Raw genomic sequence first — 18,601 nt, 5'->3', positions numbered from 1 at the left:
CTCCGCAAAACTAAAAAGGCTGGCAACATTATTTGCTGCGAATAAGCAACGAGCTTTATATTTCATTTTTATTTGCTCAAACCCTGCCGAAACCTTACGTTTGGCGGCAATGTTTCAGCAACCACCACTGCGGTATTTGCCGCCTTTCTTAAAATTTCTTTCTCTCTTTTCTTTAATGCTGCTTAGCACGCAGATAATGTTTTTTGCTGCCGCTTATGTGATACACCAATATTTTGGAGTGCAAAACTCCGAAGCCTTTTCTGGCGATCTTGCATTGCAGGCAAGCAACCCAATGGCAGCATTAGTAATGCAAGCTATTGGCACCGGCTTAGGCGCATTTTTACTTCCATCGCTTATGTTTAGTGTGTTGGCGTATGGCGATATTGGCAAGCCGCTAAAACTCAATCGCTATCCATCGCCTACTCAATTAGCACTTACCATTGGGGTTATTATTGCAAGTGGCATTTTTATTGCCTTATTGGTAGATATAAACAAACTTATTCCGCTGCCCGAATCGCTTGCATCGCTAAAAGACTTCCAACAAAAATACGACAACTTGCTCCATGCTTTTTTTACTGGTGTAACTCCGGTGCGCTTACTGCTTTTAACCCTTGTGCTTGCCATAATGCCCGCCATTGGCGAAGAACTTTTTTTTAGAGGTGCAGTTATGAAAATATTTGCTGAAACACGCTTAGGTATTCATGGCGCAGTCTTTTTTTCTGCTTTGGCATTTGCACTAATGCACTTTGAATTTTACAACACCTTTGCCATTTTGTTTATGGGCATCATGCTTGGCTATATCTATGTTTTCACTCAAAGTATTTGGGCAAGTATTGCAGCGCATTTCGTCAATAATTTCACACAAGTATTTTTGAAATATTTATTTGCCACTGGTGTTATTTCTACCGATGTTACCACCATGGAGCATTTGCCTTTGTACCAAACTATTGGAGCGGGTGCCATTACCGCTTTGCTGCTTTGGTTGCTTTGGAAAAATAAAACAACAATTACTGAAGAATCTTTAGATTTAGAACCATCAAACAATTCCAACCAATGATAAAAGGTTTTGTAACCCGCTCGCTGAGTGCTTTTGTATTTGTTGCTGTAATGGCAGGCGGCATTTTATGGAATGCATGGAGCTTTGGTGCGGTAATGCTGTTGGTATTGATTGGCACACTGAGCGAATTTTACAACATCACAAAAGATAAACGCTCCGAGTTTTCACCTTATGCCACTACAAAAAGTAGAAACTTTGTAATTGGCATTAGCCTTATGTTGTTATTTATTACGTTTTTTACCAATGGCGGTTTTAAAGATTTCACCTCCGGTGAAGGCTTAATTGCCAAGCTACTCAACTCACTGCTAAGCCGTAAGTTTACCTTTGCAGATATTGCTGTTTTTTTTCCTGCAATTACCATGCTTATTCTTATTCACGAATTGTTTTCTAAGGCAGAAAAACCATTTACCAATATAGCATGGAACATACTTGCCATAGTGTATATTACACTACCAATACTGCTTAGCTTTCAGATATTTTTTGAGAGTGGAAAGTGGATTCTGTTTGCCATAATTGGTTTGGTTTGGATAAATGATGCCATGGCTTACAGTTGCGGCATACTCTTTGGCAAAACAAAAATGTTTGAACGCCTAAGTCCTAAAAAAACCATCGAAGGTTTAATAGGCGGCATACTTTTAACAGCCGTTGCTGCTTGGTTTTTCATTAAGCTGCCTATTCCTGAGTTGCAAGTATTTTCGCAAACGCAATGGGTAATTTTAGCAGTAGTAATGTCTGCCGCTGCAGTATTGGGCGATTTAGTTGAGTCGCTTTTAAAACGTAGTTTGCAAATCAAAGATTCGGGCAGCATACTTCCCGGCCATGGTGGTTTTTTAGATCGCTTCGATGCATTTTTAGTAGCTATTCCTTTTGCCGTTTTGGTAATATGGATTATGCAGCAAATTGGCTATATACTAACGCTAATCGAGTATTTGGGATAGCATTATGGCCGATTCCACAATGCGCCATTTTTAATATACAATTTACTGGCTGTGTTATTTAAGTATAAACTACCGGTACCTAAGCCTTGTGGCAATAAATTATGCTTCTCCGCAACCCACATAGCAATTGCATTTAAACCAACATTGCTCTCTAATGCCGAAGTTGCCCACCATTGGATATGCTGTGCTTCTGCAAGGGTAATCCACTCATTACATACAGCTAAACCACCCAATAAACTTGGTTTAAGTATTATGTAATCGGGTTTAATTTGAGAAAGCAATGCTCTACGCAGTTCAAGCGTGTACACGCCTATCAATTCCTCATCTAGGGCAATAGGTATAAGTTGTGCTGCTACAACTTCGCGCATTAGCTGCCACTGCTTGGGTTGTATTGGTTGCTCAATCGAATGAATATCGAAAGCAGAAAGCGTTTTCAACTTTTCAAATACATCTGTTGCTTTAAAGGCACCGTTGGCATCTAAGCGTATTTCTATTTGTGTTGGAGCGTATTGTTTTCTTATCCCTTCAATTAAGTTGCATTCGGTAGCAAAGTCCAATGCGCCTACTTTCATTTTAATACAGTTAAAACCTGCATTTATTTTTTCCTCTATCTGCTGTTGTAGAAAAGATGCGCTCCCCATCCAAACCAAACCATTTATTGGAATGCCTTTTTTACCTAATGAAAATTCATTTCTAAAGAGCATTTCGTTTGATACACTTAAGGAAAGCAGTGCTGTTTCTAATCCAAAACAGATAGAAGGAAACGATTGCTGTAACTGGTTTATATGCTGTATAAAGAACTCCGGCTTAGTACATACTTCTTTTAGTTTCGCCTCGTAGTCTAAAAGATTGTCGCAACTTAATCCTTCAATAAAACTGCATTCACCAACACCTGTTTTCCCATCATCTTCCAATGTTATGAAATAACCATTTTTTACCGCCATGGCTCCGCGCGAAGTGAGTATAGGCTGCTTAAACTTCAATGTATATTTTTCAAAACTTGCTTTCACGGCTGCATAAATAAAAAAGGGCTAAGCAATAATAATGCTTAACCCCTTTTTTATAGTTATAGCTTAAAACACTACTTGGCAATCATAAAGCGTTTGGTTGCGCTTTGTCCATTCATGTTTATGTGAAATACATAATTTCCTGCTGCAAATTCTTTCAAATCAAATAATTTTTTAAAGCTATTGCCGCTGCGTTCTACTTGCTCTTTCACTAACATTTGTCCTATGTTATTGTAAATGCTAACCTCCATTACATTGGCTTCGCTCGATGCTACATACAGTGTAACCAAACCATTGCTTGGATTTGGCATTACTTGTACCAAGTTGCTGAAATCTTTTATTTCATCAACTCCCGATACCACAAAGGCTACCACATTACTGGTATCTAAGCAGCCACTTGAATTAGTGAACACACAAGAATAGTTTCCATCTACCGGAGGATCGAAAGTTACAGAAGTGGCGTTAGCAATTGGAAACCCATCTAACAACCATTGGTAAGTATACCCGGCTTCTGCTACTAAAGTTGTATTATTTAACTGATAAATTCCCGAGAACTCAATAAAGCCCGGGATTGGAGGCATTTGGCGCACACGTATATTTTCGGTCTTTCTAATACATCCTGTAACGGTATCAGAAATCTCAACTCTAATAGTAGAAATCGTATCTATTACAATATATGGATCGCCTAAAATTGTGTAGAAAGAATCTACTTCTAATGGAATTACCGAAGTATCGTTTTTAATCCAAGTATAACGATAGCCATCGTAAACAGAAAGTACAACATCTATATTTCCACATAAAACTGTATCAGGAATATAGGTAATTGCTGTTGCCGGTGGCAATGGGTTTACAATAACTGTATCGGTATAAGAGTAAACGGTATCTAGCTCTTTACCAACATAAATATTTCCGGTAACTCCTCCGCCATAAGGAGATTGGGTTGAGAAAGTATAAGTACCCGGTGCTGTGATAGTTACAGTTGCAGTGCCTCCATCATCATTAGCACTGGTAGGATCGTAGTCTTCAAAACGAATTACGCTGGAAGTGCTGGTCAATGTATATTTCTTGCCACTTACCAATAAATCGCTCGTTGACCATTTTGCATTTCTTGTATCGCTTTTTGAATTACCTTTAATGGTAGTGCTGCCACTGGTAAAAAAGAACTGTGGATCCGGAGAACCGGTGCAGCCTACTACCGGATAATTTGGCTCTTCAATATCTCCACAAAACCAATCACCAGCCACGGTAGCTGTTACGCTATCTAAAGTCAAATTATAGAATTTGGTGTTTAATGTAACAGGATATACGCCAGGTTGCGCATAAACTACTTTTGCAGGCTTCTTCACCGAATCGGTAGCGCCATTGCCAAAATCCCACTCGAATTCTGTTTGCTTAGGAGCTTGAGCCACATATAAACCCTCAAAATCTACACCCAATGTATCGCAGCCCACATTAGTGTTATACGAGAAAAACGGATTGCCTCCGCCACAATTTTTCACTACCAATGGAAGCGTGAAAGATTGAGTTCTAGTGGTAGAAATTGGTGAAGATACATTTGCATTTACAGTAACGGTAATAAAGAAAGTTCCAAACACCGTTGGAGTACCGCAAATTTTTATACATCCCCTTATTTCCGGAGCCGTAACTGTGTACAAACCACTTGGCTTATCTAATTCCCAACTTAAACCTGCAGGCACATTGGTAATACTTAATAATTGAATGCTTGAAAGTGTAACTGCAGTTCCTTGATAATCTAAATCTTTTGGAACATAAAAAGTTAAGTTTTCACTGTATGGGCTATTAAAGCAAGCATCGGGCAAGGCAGGTGGGCAAATAGTTACATCTCTTGTTTTAGAACAAGTGTTATCTATTGTGCATCCAGGGCAACCCGATTGAGCATACGTAGCTGCTGCGAAAGCAACAGAAATGAATAGGAATAAAATTTTCTTTAACATATTTTCGTTTGTATAAGTGCCAAAACTAATCATTCACATAAAAGATGCAACATTTTAAAATACAGTTGGCTATTTTAAACTTATTGCCTGCCATGTATGAAAATTTTATTATTTCACTTCTATGAAAAAAGTAATTATAGTTGGTGCATCTACGGGCATTGGAAGCGAACTCGCTAAAAAGTTTGCGCAAGAAGGCTGGCAAATTGGAATTACTGCACGCAGAGAAAACCTACTGCAAGCGCTAGCAGCAGAATTTCCTTCGGTTAAGTGGCATATTAAAGCAATGGATACCTCCAACCACGATGCTGCACGCAATATATTACAGCATCTTATTACCGAAATGAATGGAGTAGATATATTTATCTACAATGCAGGAATTGGTGAAAGCAGCAGTAAATGGGAAAAAGAAAACAACATGCACCAAGTAAATGCCATTGGCTTTGCAGCGCTGGCAAACTTCATGTTTAAGTATTTCAAAGAAGGAAAACTAACAGGGCAAATTGTAGGCATATCCAGCGTGGCCTCACAAAGAGGTACTAAAACATCTATTGGCTATGCCGCCACCAAAGCCTTTATGAGTACATACATGCAAGGACAAAGGCAAGCAGCCGGCAGCAAAAAACTACCAATTACTATTACAGATATTAGACCCGGCTATATTGAAACACCTATGACCGAAGGACAAAAAGGAATGTTTTGGGTAGCCAAAAGTAACCATGCAGCAACACTCATTTACAAAGCAATTATCAGTAAAAAAAACGTTGCATATATTCCCGGCAAATGGCGTTTTGCGGCTTGGGTTGTGCGCAACATCCCTGAATTTATCTGGAATAGAATGTAAAACCCTTTACAATTTCACTTTTGTAACACTTCACTCCTATTTTTTTTACAACACCAATAATGAAAAAAATTAAATTTGCCCACTATTCACAAATACATCTAATTATTAAAAAATAATTGAACTATGGGGAAGGTACACGGCTTCAAAAATCCAAACCAAACACTTGAAAACCTTGGAATTACAAACACCACCAACGAATACTGGAACCTCACACACGAAGAACTAATTGAAGAAACCATATTGCGCCAGCAAGGGCAACTAAACGATACCGGAGCCTTAGCCGTAGATACTGGCGAATTCACAGGGCGCTCTCCTAAAGATAAATTCTTAGTAAAAGACGCCTATACCGAAAACACCGTAGATTGGGGCAATGTAAATATTCCAGTTTCACCCGAAGTTTTTGAAAAACTATACGCAAAAGTTACTGCATACTTTAACGGAAAAGACATATTTGTACGCGATTGCTATGCTTGTGCTAAAGATGAATATCGCACTAATGTTCGTGTTATTACAGAGTTTCCTTGGGCAAATATGTTTGCCGGAAACATGTTTCTACGTCCTGCCAAAGAAGAGTTGCAAACCATGCAGCCCGATTGGGTTGTGATACAAGCTCCCGGCTTAAAAGCCAATGGTACAGAAGACGGCATTCGCCAACACAATTTCTCCATCATCAATTTCACTAAAAAGATTGCCATCATTGGAGGCTCGGCCTACACAGGCGAAATAAAAAAGGGAATTTTCAGCGTACTTAATTTTGTACTGCCACACGAACACAAAGTATTAGCAATGCACTGTTCTGCCAACGTTGGAAAAGAAGGTGATGTGGCATTATTTTTCGGTCTTTCAGGTACTGGAAAAACAACTTTAAGTGCAGACCCTAACCGCCCGCTTATTGGCGATGATGAACACGGATGGGACAACAACTCTGTATTTAACTTTGAAGGAGGATGCTATGCAAAGTGTATTGACCTTAGTGCCGAGCGCGAACCAGATATTTATGGAGCTATAAAACACGGAGCCATCTTAGAAAATATTGGATTTGTTCCGGGAACAAGAACTGTAGATTATACAGCTATGCCGCGTACCGAAAACACACGCGTTAGCTATCCACTTCATTTCATAGGAAACGCTTTACCAAAATCTGTTGCGGGCGAGCCTAAAAATATTTTCTTTTTAACCTACGATGCCTTTGGAGTATTACCTCCAATTTCGCGCCTTACCGTAGGGCAAGCTATGTATTATTTCCTTTCCGGCTTCACCTCTAAGGTTGCCGGAACAGAAGTAGGAGTTACTGAACCACAAACAACTTTCTCTGCCTGCTTTGGTGCCGCATTTTTACCATTGCACCCAACAAAATATGCTGAACTGTTAGGCACTAAATTGCAAGAAAAGAGCGATATTAAAGTATGGCTTCTAAATACCGGATTTACCGGAGGCGGTTTTGGTGTTGGGAAACGCATGAGTTTATCGCATACGCGTGCATTGGTTACGGCAGCATTAACCGGAAAACTAAATGATGTAACCTATGAATTACATCCCGTTTTCGGCTTGCAGTTTCCAACCTCTTGTGAAGGACTTCCTTCTGAAGTGCTTAACCCAAGAGCCACTTGGCAAAACAAAGAAGCCTACGATGCCAAAGCAGCTGAACTAGCTAAAGCATTTGCCAATAACTTTAAGAAGTTTGAAGACAAAGCCAGCGATGAAATTAAATCTGCTGCACCTAAAGTTTTAACAGAAGCGTAACTGCTATAACAAGCGCAACTGAGATTTTACTATAAAACTCCTCCTGTGGTGAGGAGTTTGTCCATATTTCTGAATGGCTATTCTATGTAACTCCGTAGCATAGCCTTTATTTTGGCGCCATTGATACAAAGGAAACTGTTCATGTAAGTTCTCCATATATGCATCTCTAGCAGTTTTAGCTAAAATAGACGCTGCCGCAATACTCAAATACTTACTATCACCTTTTACAACAGTTTGGTGTGCTACGTTTTTATATGGCTTAAACCTATTGCCATCAACAATAATAAATGCCGGTTGTATAGACAACTGCCCCAGAGCTAAGTGCATTGCCAGAATGGAAGCATTCAATATATTTACCTTATCTATTGTTTTTTCATCTACAAATGCAATTGCATAAGCCAATGCATCTTGCTGAATTACTTCTTTTAAATGCGCTCTTACACCTGCATTTAACTGTTTTGAATCATTTAACTCAGCATTAACATATCCCTCAGGAAAAATAACTGCGGCAGCAACCACAGGCCCTGCAAGGCAGCCGCGCCCTGCTTCATCGCAACCAGCCTCCGGCAACACTGCTTGATAATTACTTAATAGCACTTCTCCCATTCCTTTAAACAAAAAAGGGCTGCTTTCGCAACCCTTTCTATCAATTTATTTTTTTACTTCTTTTTAGTAGTTCCTTTTGTAAATCCAGGCCCTGTTTTCACTTCCGGCACTACTTCGCCACCTACTTCAAACTCCGGTGCATCTTGTGGTTGATCTACAATAATTTTGAACTCCACTCTTCTGTTCTTAGCTCTTCCTTCCGGATCATCTGCTCCATCAGGTAATTCGTTTGGCACAGCAGGTTGTCTTTTTCCAAAAGTTTTCACTACGATTCTTTCCTTAGCTAAACCTTTTTTAATCATGTATTTCTTAACCTCTTCGGCACGCTTTACAGATAACTTATCGTTATACTCATCGCTACCTTTAGAGTCGGTATGTCCTTGAACTTCCACTAACCAACCAGGGTTTTGAGTAAGCAAGCCTAATACAGAGTCAATTTTTACACTGTAGAAAGCAATTACATTGCTCTTATCGAATTGGAAGTAAACGTTCTCGATTTTAACTTTCTTCTTAATTATCGGATCGATAAAGAATACTCTGGTTATAGTATCGCGATCTTCATCTTCGCTTACAGTAAAATTATCTACAGATGGCCAAAATCCTTCTTTTGTACCATTTATTTTATAGGTTGTTTCACGTTTTAAAGGTAAAATAAATGGCTCTGCTCCGGTAACTGCACTAGTTTGGATTTCAAAATTCTTACCATCAACTTTATACAATGAAGCTTCTACGCCTGTAATAGGAGTTTGAGCCGGATCATCGCGTTTTACGTAAGTACCTTTTAAGAATACATCGCCACGAATGGTTACTCCCCAAATATCGTCACAACAAGTAGCACCACGCTGAGAAGTAGTTCCTTCACGGTTAGAAACCATAAATCCTTTGTTAGCCTTCTCATCCAAAGCATAGTACAAATCGTCTGCACCAGAGTTAGTTGGAATACCTAAGTTTCTAACCTCCCCAAAATTGCCGGGAGTTCCAACAGCCTTAAATACATCTAAGCCTCCCATTCCCGGATGTCCGGTGGAAGAGAAATACAATGTATTTGTTTTGGCATTGTAATAAGGAGTTAAGTCATCTCCTGCAGTATTTATTTCATTTCCTAAACGTTGAGGAGTTTCAAAAGTACCATCGCTATTTAGTTTTGCATAGTACAAATCGAAATCGCCACCTTTTCCGCGGTTGCTAGCAAAATATAGAATGGAATTTCCGTCTTTATCTTTACCCCAAGCCGGTTGTGTAGTGCTAAACTCTTCTTTGTTCAATGCCTTCAACTCTTCTGCATTGCTCCAATCATTTCCTTCCTTCACAGATTTGTAAAGCTTACATTGCATTACTTTCAGTGGAGTTTGATCGCACTTGGTAAAAACTATTGTATTCTCATCGGCAGAAAACACCGCATTTCCAACGTGTGTTTTAGGATCATTTGGTGGAGAAGGCAATTCAGTTTCGTTTGCCCACGCACCACCTTGCTTTTCTGCAACAAAAATACTAGTATAGTAGTTATGTGTAGCTACATCGATATTAACTGCTGTATCAGATTTTAATGCAGAATATACTACTCTACCTCCTTTTAATGGTTTTGGAGAAAAATCCTGTAATGGATTATTTACAACTCCTTGTTCGTGTGTAACTTTAATTTTGGTTGGTGATGCCAATAATGAAATAGCGGTATCGCAACCAGAAATATCAGACTTTGCTAAACTTTTCAATTGAGGAAAATCCTTAGAATCTTTCATTTTCAAGAACTCTTGAAACTTCTTTTTAGCCTCTTCATATTTACCATTTGCTTTCAACATTAAAGCGTAGTAGTAGTTATCCTCCGGATACATTTCCGGGTCTTTATCTAATACTTGTTTGTAGTACTGTTCTGCTTTTTTGTAATCGCGTAAGTAGCGATTCAAATCTGCTAATTGGTGTACACGTTTTAATTTATTCGGTTTTGCCTTTACAACATCCTCTAAATATTCGGCAGCGTTGTAGTAGCTTCCATCCTTAATTTTAGCCTTGGCAATGCGATACTTTTTAGCAGTGCCTGCTTTTGGATACTTCTCAACTTTCGGTGCAGAAGGTGTTTCGCTCTGAGCGAAAATCAACATCGGAAATAATGCGAGAATTAAAAATCTCATGTCAGGTTTAGTTTATCTGAAATTGTTACAGAAAATATTTACAAAAATTAGAAACGAGGGTTGAATAACCAGTTGTACTCTTTCGGAGTAGATTGCTTAAAGATATAAGACAACGACAACTCGAAAGCATTTGGTGCACGACCACTTGTGGCGGCAGCAACATCTTTCTTAAGTGGCCCCAAGCCAATATCATAGGCAAACCCTAAGCGTACTCTTTTGAACTCAATTCCTGCTTTAGGAATAATAGCAGAAGTAAGCGTACTGCTAACTCCTGTATTTAAACGACTCCACAATCCTAAGAATAAAGTTGCTTTATCTTCAGGCTTGTTTATGAAGTGTATGCCTGCGGTTAAACCAAATGTTCCTTCATGAGCCTTAGCCTGAGTTTGGAACAAATAGCCCGGCAACAACACTACGCGTTTAATATCGAATTGGAAACCGCCATGTACTTGAAAGCGCATTGGCAATTTAGCATTCTTGCTTGAATTCAAATACTGCTCAGATGGGCGAGTTAAATTCATAGCTGAAAAGCCCATTGAATAGCTCATATTCTTAATTAAACGCAGACTGATATTCAATCCTGCATTCAAGTTGAACTTTGTAAGGTTTGTAGAGCTAATACCTTCACCTTCAAGACTTTTATCGTATGACAAATCAGGCAAAAATCCCGATCCGAACTGAAAGTTTCCTGAGTTTAAGTTCTTTAAATACACTCCTCCTTGCAAACCAATACCAATTGTTACTCTATTTTTAGCCAAAGCTTGCTGCCAAGCTATGCTAGCCATTATTTGGTTGGTGCTGAAAGTTTTTTCATTTTGTTGGTCATTTGTAAAATGCAACCCAACACCCAATTTACTGCCTTCAATCTTGGTACCTTCAAACTTATCATCTAAAAGTGCAAAATCTACGCCTACAGAAGGTGTTGAAAAGAAAGGGCGAACATTAGCCACTCCCAACCACTGGTTGCGGTATATTCCTGTAATTCGGAATAAACCATCAAAATCTCCAGTAGAGGCAGGATTCAACGTTAATGGCGCAGCATAAAACTGCGAAAAGTGAATGTCCTGCGAAAAGCTTGTAAGTACGGCTGCTGAAAACGCCAATGCGGATAGTAATCTACGCGTCATTACGGTTTAGTTTTTATTTAATTTTTCTTACGGGGCGCTATATTAGGCATAATTTTTTATTCCTAACAAATTATTTAATTAAGGTTAAAGGATTTTGAACAACTTTCTTGTCGAACTTAGTTGGGTCGCTAGCATTAGGCACTTTAACCTCCGAAACAAAATAATAAGTACCATTAGGTTGCTGGCTACCTTTAAAAGTGCCATCCCATCCTGTATTAGGCTGTGTGAAATCGCAATTCTCACACTCATATACTAACTGCGACCAGTTGTTGTACACTCTCAGGTAAGAGAATGCAGCAGTTGAACCGGCAGGCAAGTAAGGTGCGAAGAAATCGTTCTTCCCATCACCATTTGGCGAGAAAACACTAGGGAAAGCATACGTTCCGGGAAGCACTACTGAAAGCCTTACCGTATCAAATGCTTCACAACCATTTTTAGTATCGTAGATTCTCAACAAATATGTAATAGTAGAATCCGGCTGTGCTGTAGTACTGCTAGCTGTTGAGTCTAACAAGAAGGCAGCAGGAGTCCATGTATAGCTAAAGTCACCAGTATAAGAGATACTATCTGCCAACACGGTAGTGTTCTGGCCTTTTATCAAATCATATTTATTGGCACTGGCTACGCCTTTTAAACAACGAATATCTACGCGCACTGTATCTGTGCTCGTACATCCATACTGTGAAGTTACAACTACTACATAATCTCCTGAAGTAGAAACTGTTATTGCACCTGTTTTTTCACCATTGCTCCAAAGGAATGAATCCAACGCATCTGTGCTACCGCTATTTAATACAATAGAGGTATCACAAGAGCAAGTATTTACATCGGCACCTAATGTGGCAGCAGGATTGCTGGCAGTTAAAATGTTTATGGAGGCGGTAGTTGCACATCCATTATCACTTGCTGTTACAGTATAAGTTCCTGCAACTGGAGCTGTAGTGGTATTTCCGGTGTATGTATTATTATCGTTCGGCTTAGTCCATGTATAAGTAATTCCTTGTAAACTTCCGGCATCTAACAAAGACTCTTCTCCGGAACAGATGCGCTGTGGAGATGCAATAAGTGTAACTACCGGAGGATTGGTAACTTTCACCTCAACAACATTTGAATACTGGCGACATCCAAATGTATCTAAGGCAGAATAAGAATAATTACCTGCTGTATTTACATTGATATTATTGGTTTGAGCTCCGGTATTCCACAAGTATCCTGTATAGCCTGCTTCAGTAGTAAGGTTTGCCGTTTGCCCTCCGCACAAAGTAGTGTCGTTATAGGCTTTCAATTGAAGCGCTTCTACAACTTGCACACTAATTGTATCTGAGTTAAACATACACTTACCATCTGAAAGTACCACATAATAACTACCTGTAGTCTTTACATAAATAGTTGGGCTTGTTTGCCCACCCGGGCTCCATTGATATGAAGTGTATCCACCTCCGCTTGGCACTAAATGAAGTGAATCGCTATAGCAAATAGCAGTATCATTTCCTAAAGATACTGCTCCGTTACTTTTCACAAATACATGTACAGAATCTACCACTCTACAACCGGCAGTGTCCGATGCTACAACAACGAAGGTGGTTGGTGCCGTAGGGGTTGCTGTTGTTACGGTAGCATTAGGAGCCGATAATACATTAGCGGGTTGCCATGCTATATTAGAAGCTGCTCCATTAAAGGTTAAAGTACTGCTTTCTCCCGGGCATAATGTATCTCCAACAACAGAAAGCGAGTATGGGAACACCTTAGTATCTACTACCACCGTATCGTGTGTTACACAACCATTAGAGAAAAGAGCTGCAACAGCATAGGTTGTTTTTCCAGTTGGTGTGGCATATACTGTATCGCCAAATTCCGAACTGAGCGTACTAGTAGGACTCCATTGGAATGTAACAAAACCCGCACCTTGTATATTGGGAATAAACTTCCAACCTTCATCTGTTGTTAAAGAGAAGTTGGCGGCATTTCTTCCGGTTGGTGTAGTACCTACAGTTCCCGTGCTGTTTTCAACACCAATCACTTTGTTTCCGGCAAAGTTGAATGTTTTAACATGAACCTCTGCCAAATTGATGGTTTCAAACAATTGTATTTGAAAACTTACAGTATTGCCGGTTCCTTGTGCCAATACATTATCCCATTCAATTACAAATGTTCTGTAAGGATAGGTTCCGGTTACAAACGTAGATACAGTTCCGCTTCCACCACCATTGGCGTTTGCATTTAAATCGTACCACAAACCTGCAATGGTATTATTGGGTGTTCCGGTTGCCGGCATGGCCACCGCAGTAGCTCCCGAACCTGAGAAAGGAGAGAATGTAACAAATCCATTTTCGTTTACAACAAAGGAGTCAAAATCTGCACAAAAGAATTTGAATGTAAATGGCAGGTTAATTACAGCATTTCTATTATGCCCTGTTGATGCTGATGAAAACGGCACATTGTTTTTTGCACTAGAAGTTAAATAATTATGAGCAGTTGGCGCAACCGTATAGTTAGCCACACACACAGGCTGTGCTTGATTTAAAACTTGTGCAGTTAACAAAGCCGGACTATTGTTGCAAACAATAAAATCACCTACCGCTTTAATGGCAACAGCTGTATCTACCATTATCTGTATAGTGGTGTCGCCAGAGCAAGTACCATCTGTTACATTTAATTTGTATGAAATATTGTTATTGATTGTAGCAAAAGGGTGCTGAGCCGTATCGCTGCTTAATCCTTGAGCCGGAGTCCACTGCATAGACAAGTTCCCTAAAGGCAATTCTCCATATACAAACTTCAAATTAGGACGAAGACTTGTAGAAGCCTCCCAAGCTAAAGAACAACCAATAGCATTGTCTTGATCGGCATAATGGGTAGCACCTGTAAAGGCAGTGCTATATTGCACATAGTCCCAACCAGTCCACGTAGTGTTATCGTAACAAACTTCAATAATGATATTCGATTGCCCATCCCAATTAAAAGGAATGCTAAGTGGGATATTATTCCATGAGTTGGCAGTGGTAGTATAGTTGCTGGTGTGAACAACATACATATTTTGCGTAACCCAAGTACTAGCAGGAAGTTGCGTTAAGGCAGTACCACCCATTTTTACAGTTAAGTTAGTAAATGGAGTAGTACCACTTCCCTTAGTAGTAACATAAAATTGAATATCAGTAATTACACCCGCATTCATGCCTGCGTTTTGCATTTCACTGGCTAAATAGATGTATTGCACACGCCCATCGTGCCAAAAGGAACGAAAAGGAGTTGGACTCGAAGAACTAGATAGTGTTCCAGTACCAACCTGCGGGAATGGAAATGGAAAATTACAATTAGGGCAAGCATTTCCCGGATCTTGGCTTGGACCGGTTTGGATTGGTACAATTTCTGAAGTTAACTGAATGGTGGTACCCGGGCATACATAATTGGCACTTGGTGTAACTTTAACTTTAGGGCCAAAGCCTTGCACATCTATGGTAATACTGTCTTTCATTGCGCAACCATCTTTAGACACTACCAATACATTATATTGAGTAGCAGTAGTTGGCCTAACAATAGTAACAGAATCGCTAGGGCTGGTAACATTGGTTACCGGAGTCCAAGAATAGGTAAACGGACCTTCAGAAGAAGGTGTAGTTGCCACGCTAAGAGTAGAACTTTCGTTTAAGCAAATTGTAGTTTTGGTAGCACTCACTGCTGTGGTAAAACCACCTACAACCGTTACGCGTATTGTATCTGAGTATTTACATAACTGAGGAGGAACGTTGCTGGCAACTATATAATCAGTAGTTTGTGTAGGTGCAACAGTAATGGTAGCACCATTAGGCGAAGTAGATAAAATTCCAGCTTGCGGTGTCCATGTAAACTGGGTACCGCCAACAGCCGTAATAGTAAGCGGTCCCGCACTTGCACAGTAAATCATATCCCCCGGCAAGCGAGTTTCGCGTGAAGGAACGGTAATAGTATCTTTCGAAACACAGATATTGTTATCTTTCACCTCTACTGCATAATCTCCACCTGCCAAATTTGCAAAAACATTGCTTGTTTGAAAGGGACTGCCATTTAAGGAATATGAATATGGCGGGGTGGCACCAGTTGCCATAATGGTTACCGAACCATCCTGCAGACCGCAAGAAGCGGAATCAATTGTATAAGTAAGAGGAAAAGTACTACCGTTTTGACCTCCGCTACCCGGAGCCGGTGTGATATTGGAGAACGAATAGTTTCCGGTTGCACCTGCAAAACCGTCAATCATAATATAATAAATCTGCCCTACCACAAAACTGCTAGAAGACAAGGTAGTTGGAGTAGTAAATCCATTGCTATTACAAGCCAACACAGTGGGTGTAATACAATCGTTGGTACTAAATATCCAAGCCTGCAATCCACCCGAAACAGTTCCGGGATTTATGGTAAAAGACATACTGGTAGCCGTTGCTTGAAAAGCAAAGAACTGGTTATTCTCTATAGAAGCGCCACAACTGGCGGTATTAGACAACGTGGTTACCAACGCAGTTGAGGTTACCACACCGTTTACTGTTGAATAATTGTAAGGCAACGGAGTACAGCCATTAAAAATAATGGTATTGAATGAGCCGAAATTGGGGCATCCTATTTGGCTATAGCCGCTCACCGCCAGCAATAAACCAACAACAATGGAATATAGTTTTTTCATCCCTAAAGAGTTTTTAACTTCCTAATTATTATTTCTGTGATTTTGCAATTCTGTTTCTTTCTAAGGCTTTTTGCTCTATATCGTATGCCTCAACCGATTTTTGTTCAGACACCAATGAAATAGGCCTAAATCCATTACTTTTCAATAAAGCGACAATACTTTCGCCTGTAATTTGTGGGCGCGTAATAACTGTTGCCACTTTCGTTTTATTATCCAATTCCACATGAAAGATATTGATATCGGTATAAAGTACTTTGTACAGTGCTTTTAAATCTGCATCGCCTTTAGATTCCGGAAGTTTAAATGTGTGATAAACAACCTGCATACTTCCAAAAGCGTATGTTCCGGTATTTAACATATTACCTGCTGCACTCACAGCAAATTGTGCTCCAATAAAAAGCAACATTGCTAAACAAAGTTTTTTCATTAGCTACTTGATTTACAACTAAAAATAATATTATGTAATTTGCCGCAAAGTTAATTATTTGGCAATATCTATTTCATGTTTCTTTTAGAATATAAATAAGATACAATTGAAAATTTAAGTACAAAAAGCTGATAGCCAATAAAAAACACAAAAAAAGCCGATACTATATCGGCTTTAAGAATATCAAATAGTATAGGCTAATTATCTTCTTCGCGAAAACATAGCAACATAATACAACAAAGTGGCAAGTGAACCAATGGCTGCAACCACATAAGTCATGGCGGCCCATTTTAAGGCATCGTAAGCCAAATCGTGCTCTTGCGAGGTGGTTAAGCCGGAACTTTCTAACCAATTTAATGCCCTTTTAGATGCATCAAACTCTACCGGCAAGGTAACAAACGAAAAAATGGTAGTGAGTGCAAACAATGCAATACCTGCCACCAAAAGCCACGGAAATACATTTAGCACAAGCACACCTGCCAATAAAATCCATTGCACGTATTTAGAAGCAAAACTTACAGCAGGAACCAACGAAGATCGCATTCCCAACCAAGCATAAGCACGAGCATGTTGCACAGCGTGCCCGCACTCGTGTGCTGCTACCGCAGCAGCAGCAACACTCCTTCCATGATAAACATCGGGAGAAAGATTTACCGTTTTATCGGTTGGATTGTAATGGTCTGTTAAATGCCCTTCAACACAAGTAATTTTTACATCTGAAATACCATTGTCGCGTAGCATTTTAGAAGCTATTTCTGCTCCGGAAAGGTTTCCACGAAAGGCAACTTGCGAATACTCGCTAAACTTACTTTTTAAACGCCAACTTACTAAAGCACTTACAGCAAATACTGCAATTAAAATGAACATCATAATTTTCCTGTTTTTGTTCTTACTGAGCAATAATAATGCCCAAATGATTTATCTGACAAAATTACACGAACAAAAACATGACTTATTGTAAAAGAGATGTTAAAGCCTAACTCTTAGTCTGTTTTTTTGAAGAAGATGGCAAACTTATGGCTTTCAATAGTTTTTAACTCGTAGAATAAACTACCGGAACTGCTTACCTTTTTGTAAGTACCATCTGCCATCAATGCAAATCGCATTTCGGCAAGCGTAATATTTCTATTATCCACTACTTTTAATGCAATTTGCTGCTCGGTGGTATTCAATCCCGATTTCATTCTTGATATTTCCATCAAGTTTTCGGTGTCTATTTTCTTTACATCGCCAATAAAGTTATTGTTGTAAACCACGTGAATTTCGGTAGGAAAATCTTTCTGAGACGATAAGAAATATACATTGAATGGGGTGCTGTTAGTCTTGTAACACGCAGATAGGGCAAACATGGCAATAGCCGCAATTGCCGGGGCAAAAAGTTTCATAGTTTTCATAGGTACTTGGTAATACGAATTCATTATTTTTTTGTTTCTCTCTTTAATATTTTACCGATGGTAAAGTTTAAGGAACAGGTTCTTAAGAAAGATTAAAACCATTTCTTTTTCCTTAAAACGGGGCGCGAAAGAAGCAACTTTTGGCTTATGCAATAGCCAAAAAAACCAAATAGATTTTAACGGAGGTTAAATGCCTGTTTAACAAGAAAGTGAATTCAATACGGCTGCGGCACTATCTGCTCTTTGAGTTTCGCTACCGCTAATAATTGTATAGGGCTTATTGAATTGTTTCAACACAACTTTAAAAGCATTAAAGAGTTGCACTCGATTCAATTCGTTTTCGCGAAGCGTATCCGGCTCCCAAGGCAAATCTATATCCATTAGTAAAAAGTGTGTATAGCTTCTTTGCTCTATTTGCTGTGTTAGCCAAACGGGAATTGGCAGTTTGTAAAAATCGAGCCACACCTTAATGCAAATCATTTCGGTATCGCAAAACAACCATTTATTGGCAAAGGGCAGCAACTCATCCTCCTTTTGAAGTTGCAAACGCGCTATATGCAGCACATCGTTGTACGTCCATTTACTACCAATTTCTTCTAAATAGATACGCGCCATTTCCGGCACAAACACTGTGGCAAATCTTTGGGAAAGTTCTCTTGCCAAGGTTGATTTTCCGGTACTTTCTGTACCCACAATTGCTATGCGCTGTACGGTTGCCAA

General features: G+C 39.4%; 14 protein-coding genes. 4 read left to right on the top strand and 10 right to left on the bottom strand.

The window, feature by feature from the left end:
• Nucleotides 1-109 precede the first annotated feature (109 nt).
• Both KF872_02330 and KF872_02325 read left to right on the top strand, forming a co-directional pair.
• The gene (locus KF872_02330; GenBank protein ID MBX2902366.1) at nucleotides 110-1,057 is read left to right on the top strand and encodes a CPBP family intramembrane metalloprotease; all 948 of its coding nucleotides are present in this window, start codon (nucleotides 110-112) and stop codon (nucleotides 1,055-1,057) included.
• Nucleotides 1,054-1,995 (top strand): CDP-archaeol synthase, encoded by a 942-nt coding sequence (locus KF872_02325; GenBank protein ID MBX2902365.1) that lies wholly within the window; start codon nucleotides 1,054-1,056, stop codon nucleotides 1,993-1,995. Before KF872_02330 ends, KF872_02325 begins: the two co-directional genes overlap by 4 nt.
• A gap of 2 nt (nucleotides 1,996-1,997) precedes the next feature.
• Here the strand turns inward: KF872_02325 and KF872_02320 are convergent, their stop codons facing one another.
• Complete coding sequence (locus KF872_02320) at nucleotides 1,998-3,005, bottom strand: o-succinylbenzoate synthase (protein ID MBX2902364.1); 1,008 nt, start codon at nucleotides 3,003-3,005, stop codon at nucleotides 1,998-2,000.
• Nucleotides 3,006-3,076: 71 nt separating this feature from the next.
• Complete coding sequence (locus KF872_02315) at nucleotides 3,077-4,957, bottom strand: T9SS type A sorting domain-containing protein (protein ID MBX2902363.1); 1,881 nt, start codon at nucleotides 4,955-4,957, stop codon at nucleotides 3,077-3,079.
• Nucleotides 4,958-5,078: 121 nt separating this feature from the next.
• Between KF872_02315 and KF872_02310 the strand changes: the two genes are divergently transcribed.
• Nucleotides 5,079-5,798 (top strand): SDR family NAD(P)-dependent oxidoreductase, encoded by a 720-nt coding sequence (locus tag KF872_02310; GenBank protein MBX2902362.1) that lies wholly within the window; start codon nucleotides 5,079-5,081, stop codon nucleotides 5,796-5,798.
• A 123-nt stretch (nucleotides 5,799-5,921) separates the two neighbouring features.
• Nucleotides 5,922-7,541 (top strand): phosphoenolpyruvate carboxykinase (ATP), encoded by a 1,620-nt coding sequence (gene pckA, locus KF872_02305; GenBank protein MBX2902361.1) that lies wholly within the window; start codon nucleotides 5,922-5,924, stop codon nucleotides 7,539-7,541.
• A gap of 3 nt (nucleotides 7,542-7,544) precedes the next feature.
• Here pckA and KF872_02300 read toward each other — a convergent pair whose 3' ends face one another.
• From KF872_02300 to KF872_02265, 8 genes are all read right to left on the bottom strand, one after another.
• The gene (locus tag KF872_02300; GenBank protein MBX2902360.1) at nucleotides 7,545-8,147 is read right to left on the bottom strand and encodes a ribonuclease HII; all 603 of its coding nucleotides are present in this window, start codon (nucleotides 8,145-8,147) and stop codon (nucleotides 7,545-7,547) included.
• 53 nt (nucleotides 8,148-8,200) lie between these two features.
• The gene (locus KF872_02295) at nucleotides 8,201-10,246 is read right to left on the bottom strand and encodes an OmpA family protein (protein MBX2902359.1); all 2,046 of its coding nucleotides are present in this window, start codon (nucleotides 10,244-10,246) and stop codon (nucleotides 8,201-8,203) included.
• Nucleotides 10,247-10,323: 77 nt separating this feature from the next.
• On the bottom strand, nucleotides 10,324-11,403 hold the full coding sequence (locus tag KF872_02290) for a PorP/SprF family type IX secretion system membrane protein (protein ID MBX2902358.1): 1,080 nt from the start codon (nucleotides 11,401-11,403) through the stop codon (nucleotides 10,324-10,326).
• A 70-nt stretch (nucleotides 11,404-11,473) separates the two neighbouring features.
• Nucleotides 11,474-16,060: a gliding motility-associated C-terminal domain-containing protein gene (locus tag KF872_02285; protein ID MBX2902357.1), complete on the bottom strand. Its 4,587-nt coding sequence runs from the start codon at nucleotides 16,058-16,060 to the stop codon at nucleotides 11,474-11,476.
• Between the two features lie 28 nt (nucleotides 16,061-16,088).
• Entirely contained in the window at nucleotides 16,089-16,487 is a 399-nt protein-coding gene (locus KF872_02280) for a hypothetical protein (protein MBX2902356.1), read from the bottom strand.
• A 201-nt stretch (nucleotides 16,488-16,688) separates the two neighbouring features.
• Nucleotides 16,689-17,354, bottom strand: a complete 666-nt coding sequence (locus KF872_02275; protein ID MBX2902355.1) for a zinc metallopeptidase — start codon at nucleotides 17,352-17,354, stop codon at nucleotides 16,689-16,691.
• A 116-nt stretch (nucleotides 17,355-17,470) separates the two neighbouring features.
• A complete protein-coding gene (locus tag KF872_02270; protein ID MBX2902354.1) occupies nucleotides 17,471-17,872 on the bottom strand; it encodes a hypothetical protein in 402 nt (133 codons plus the stop codon).
• Between the two features lie 207 nt (nucleotides 17,873-18,079).
• Nucleotides 18,080-18,601: an ATP-binding protein gene (locus KF872_02265; protein MBX2902353.1), complete on the bottom strand. Its 522-nt coding sequence runs from the start codon at nucleotides 18,599-18,601 to the stop codon at nucleotides 18,080-18,082.

The organism is Chitinophagales bacterium (assembly GCA_019638515.1).
Classification (GTDB): domain Bacteria; phylum Bacteroidota; class Bacteroidia; order Chitinophagales; family LD1; genus UBA7692.
Note: the sequence above shows the minus strand (reverse complement) of the source record. Positions and strands in the feature narration are given on the sequence as shown.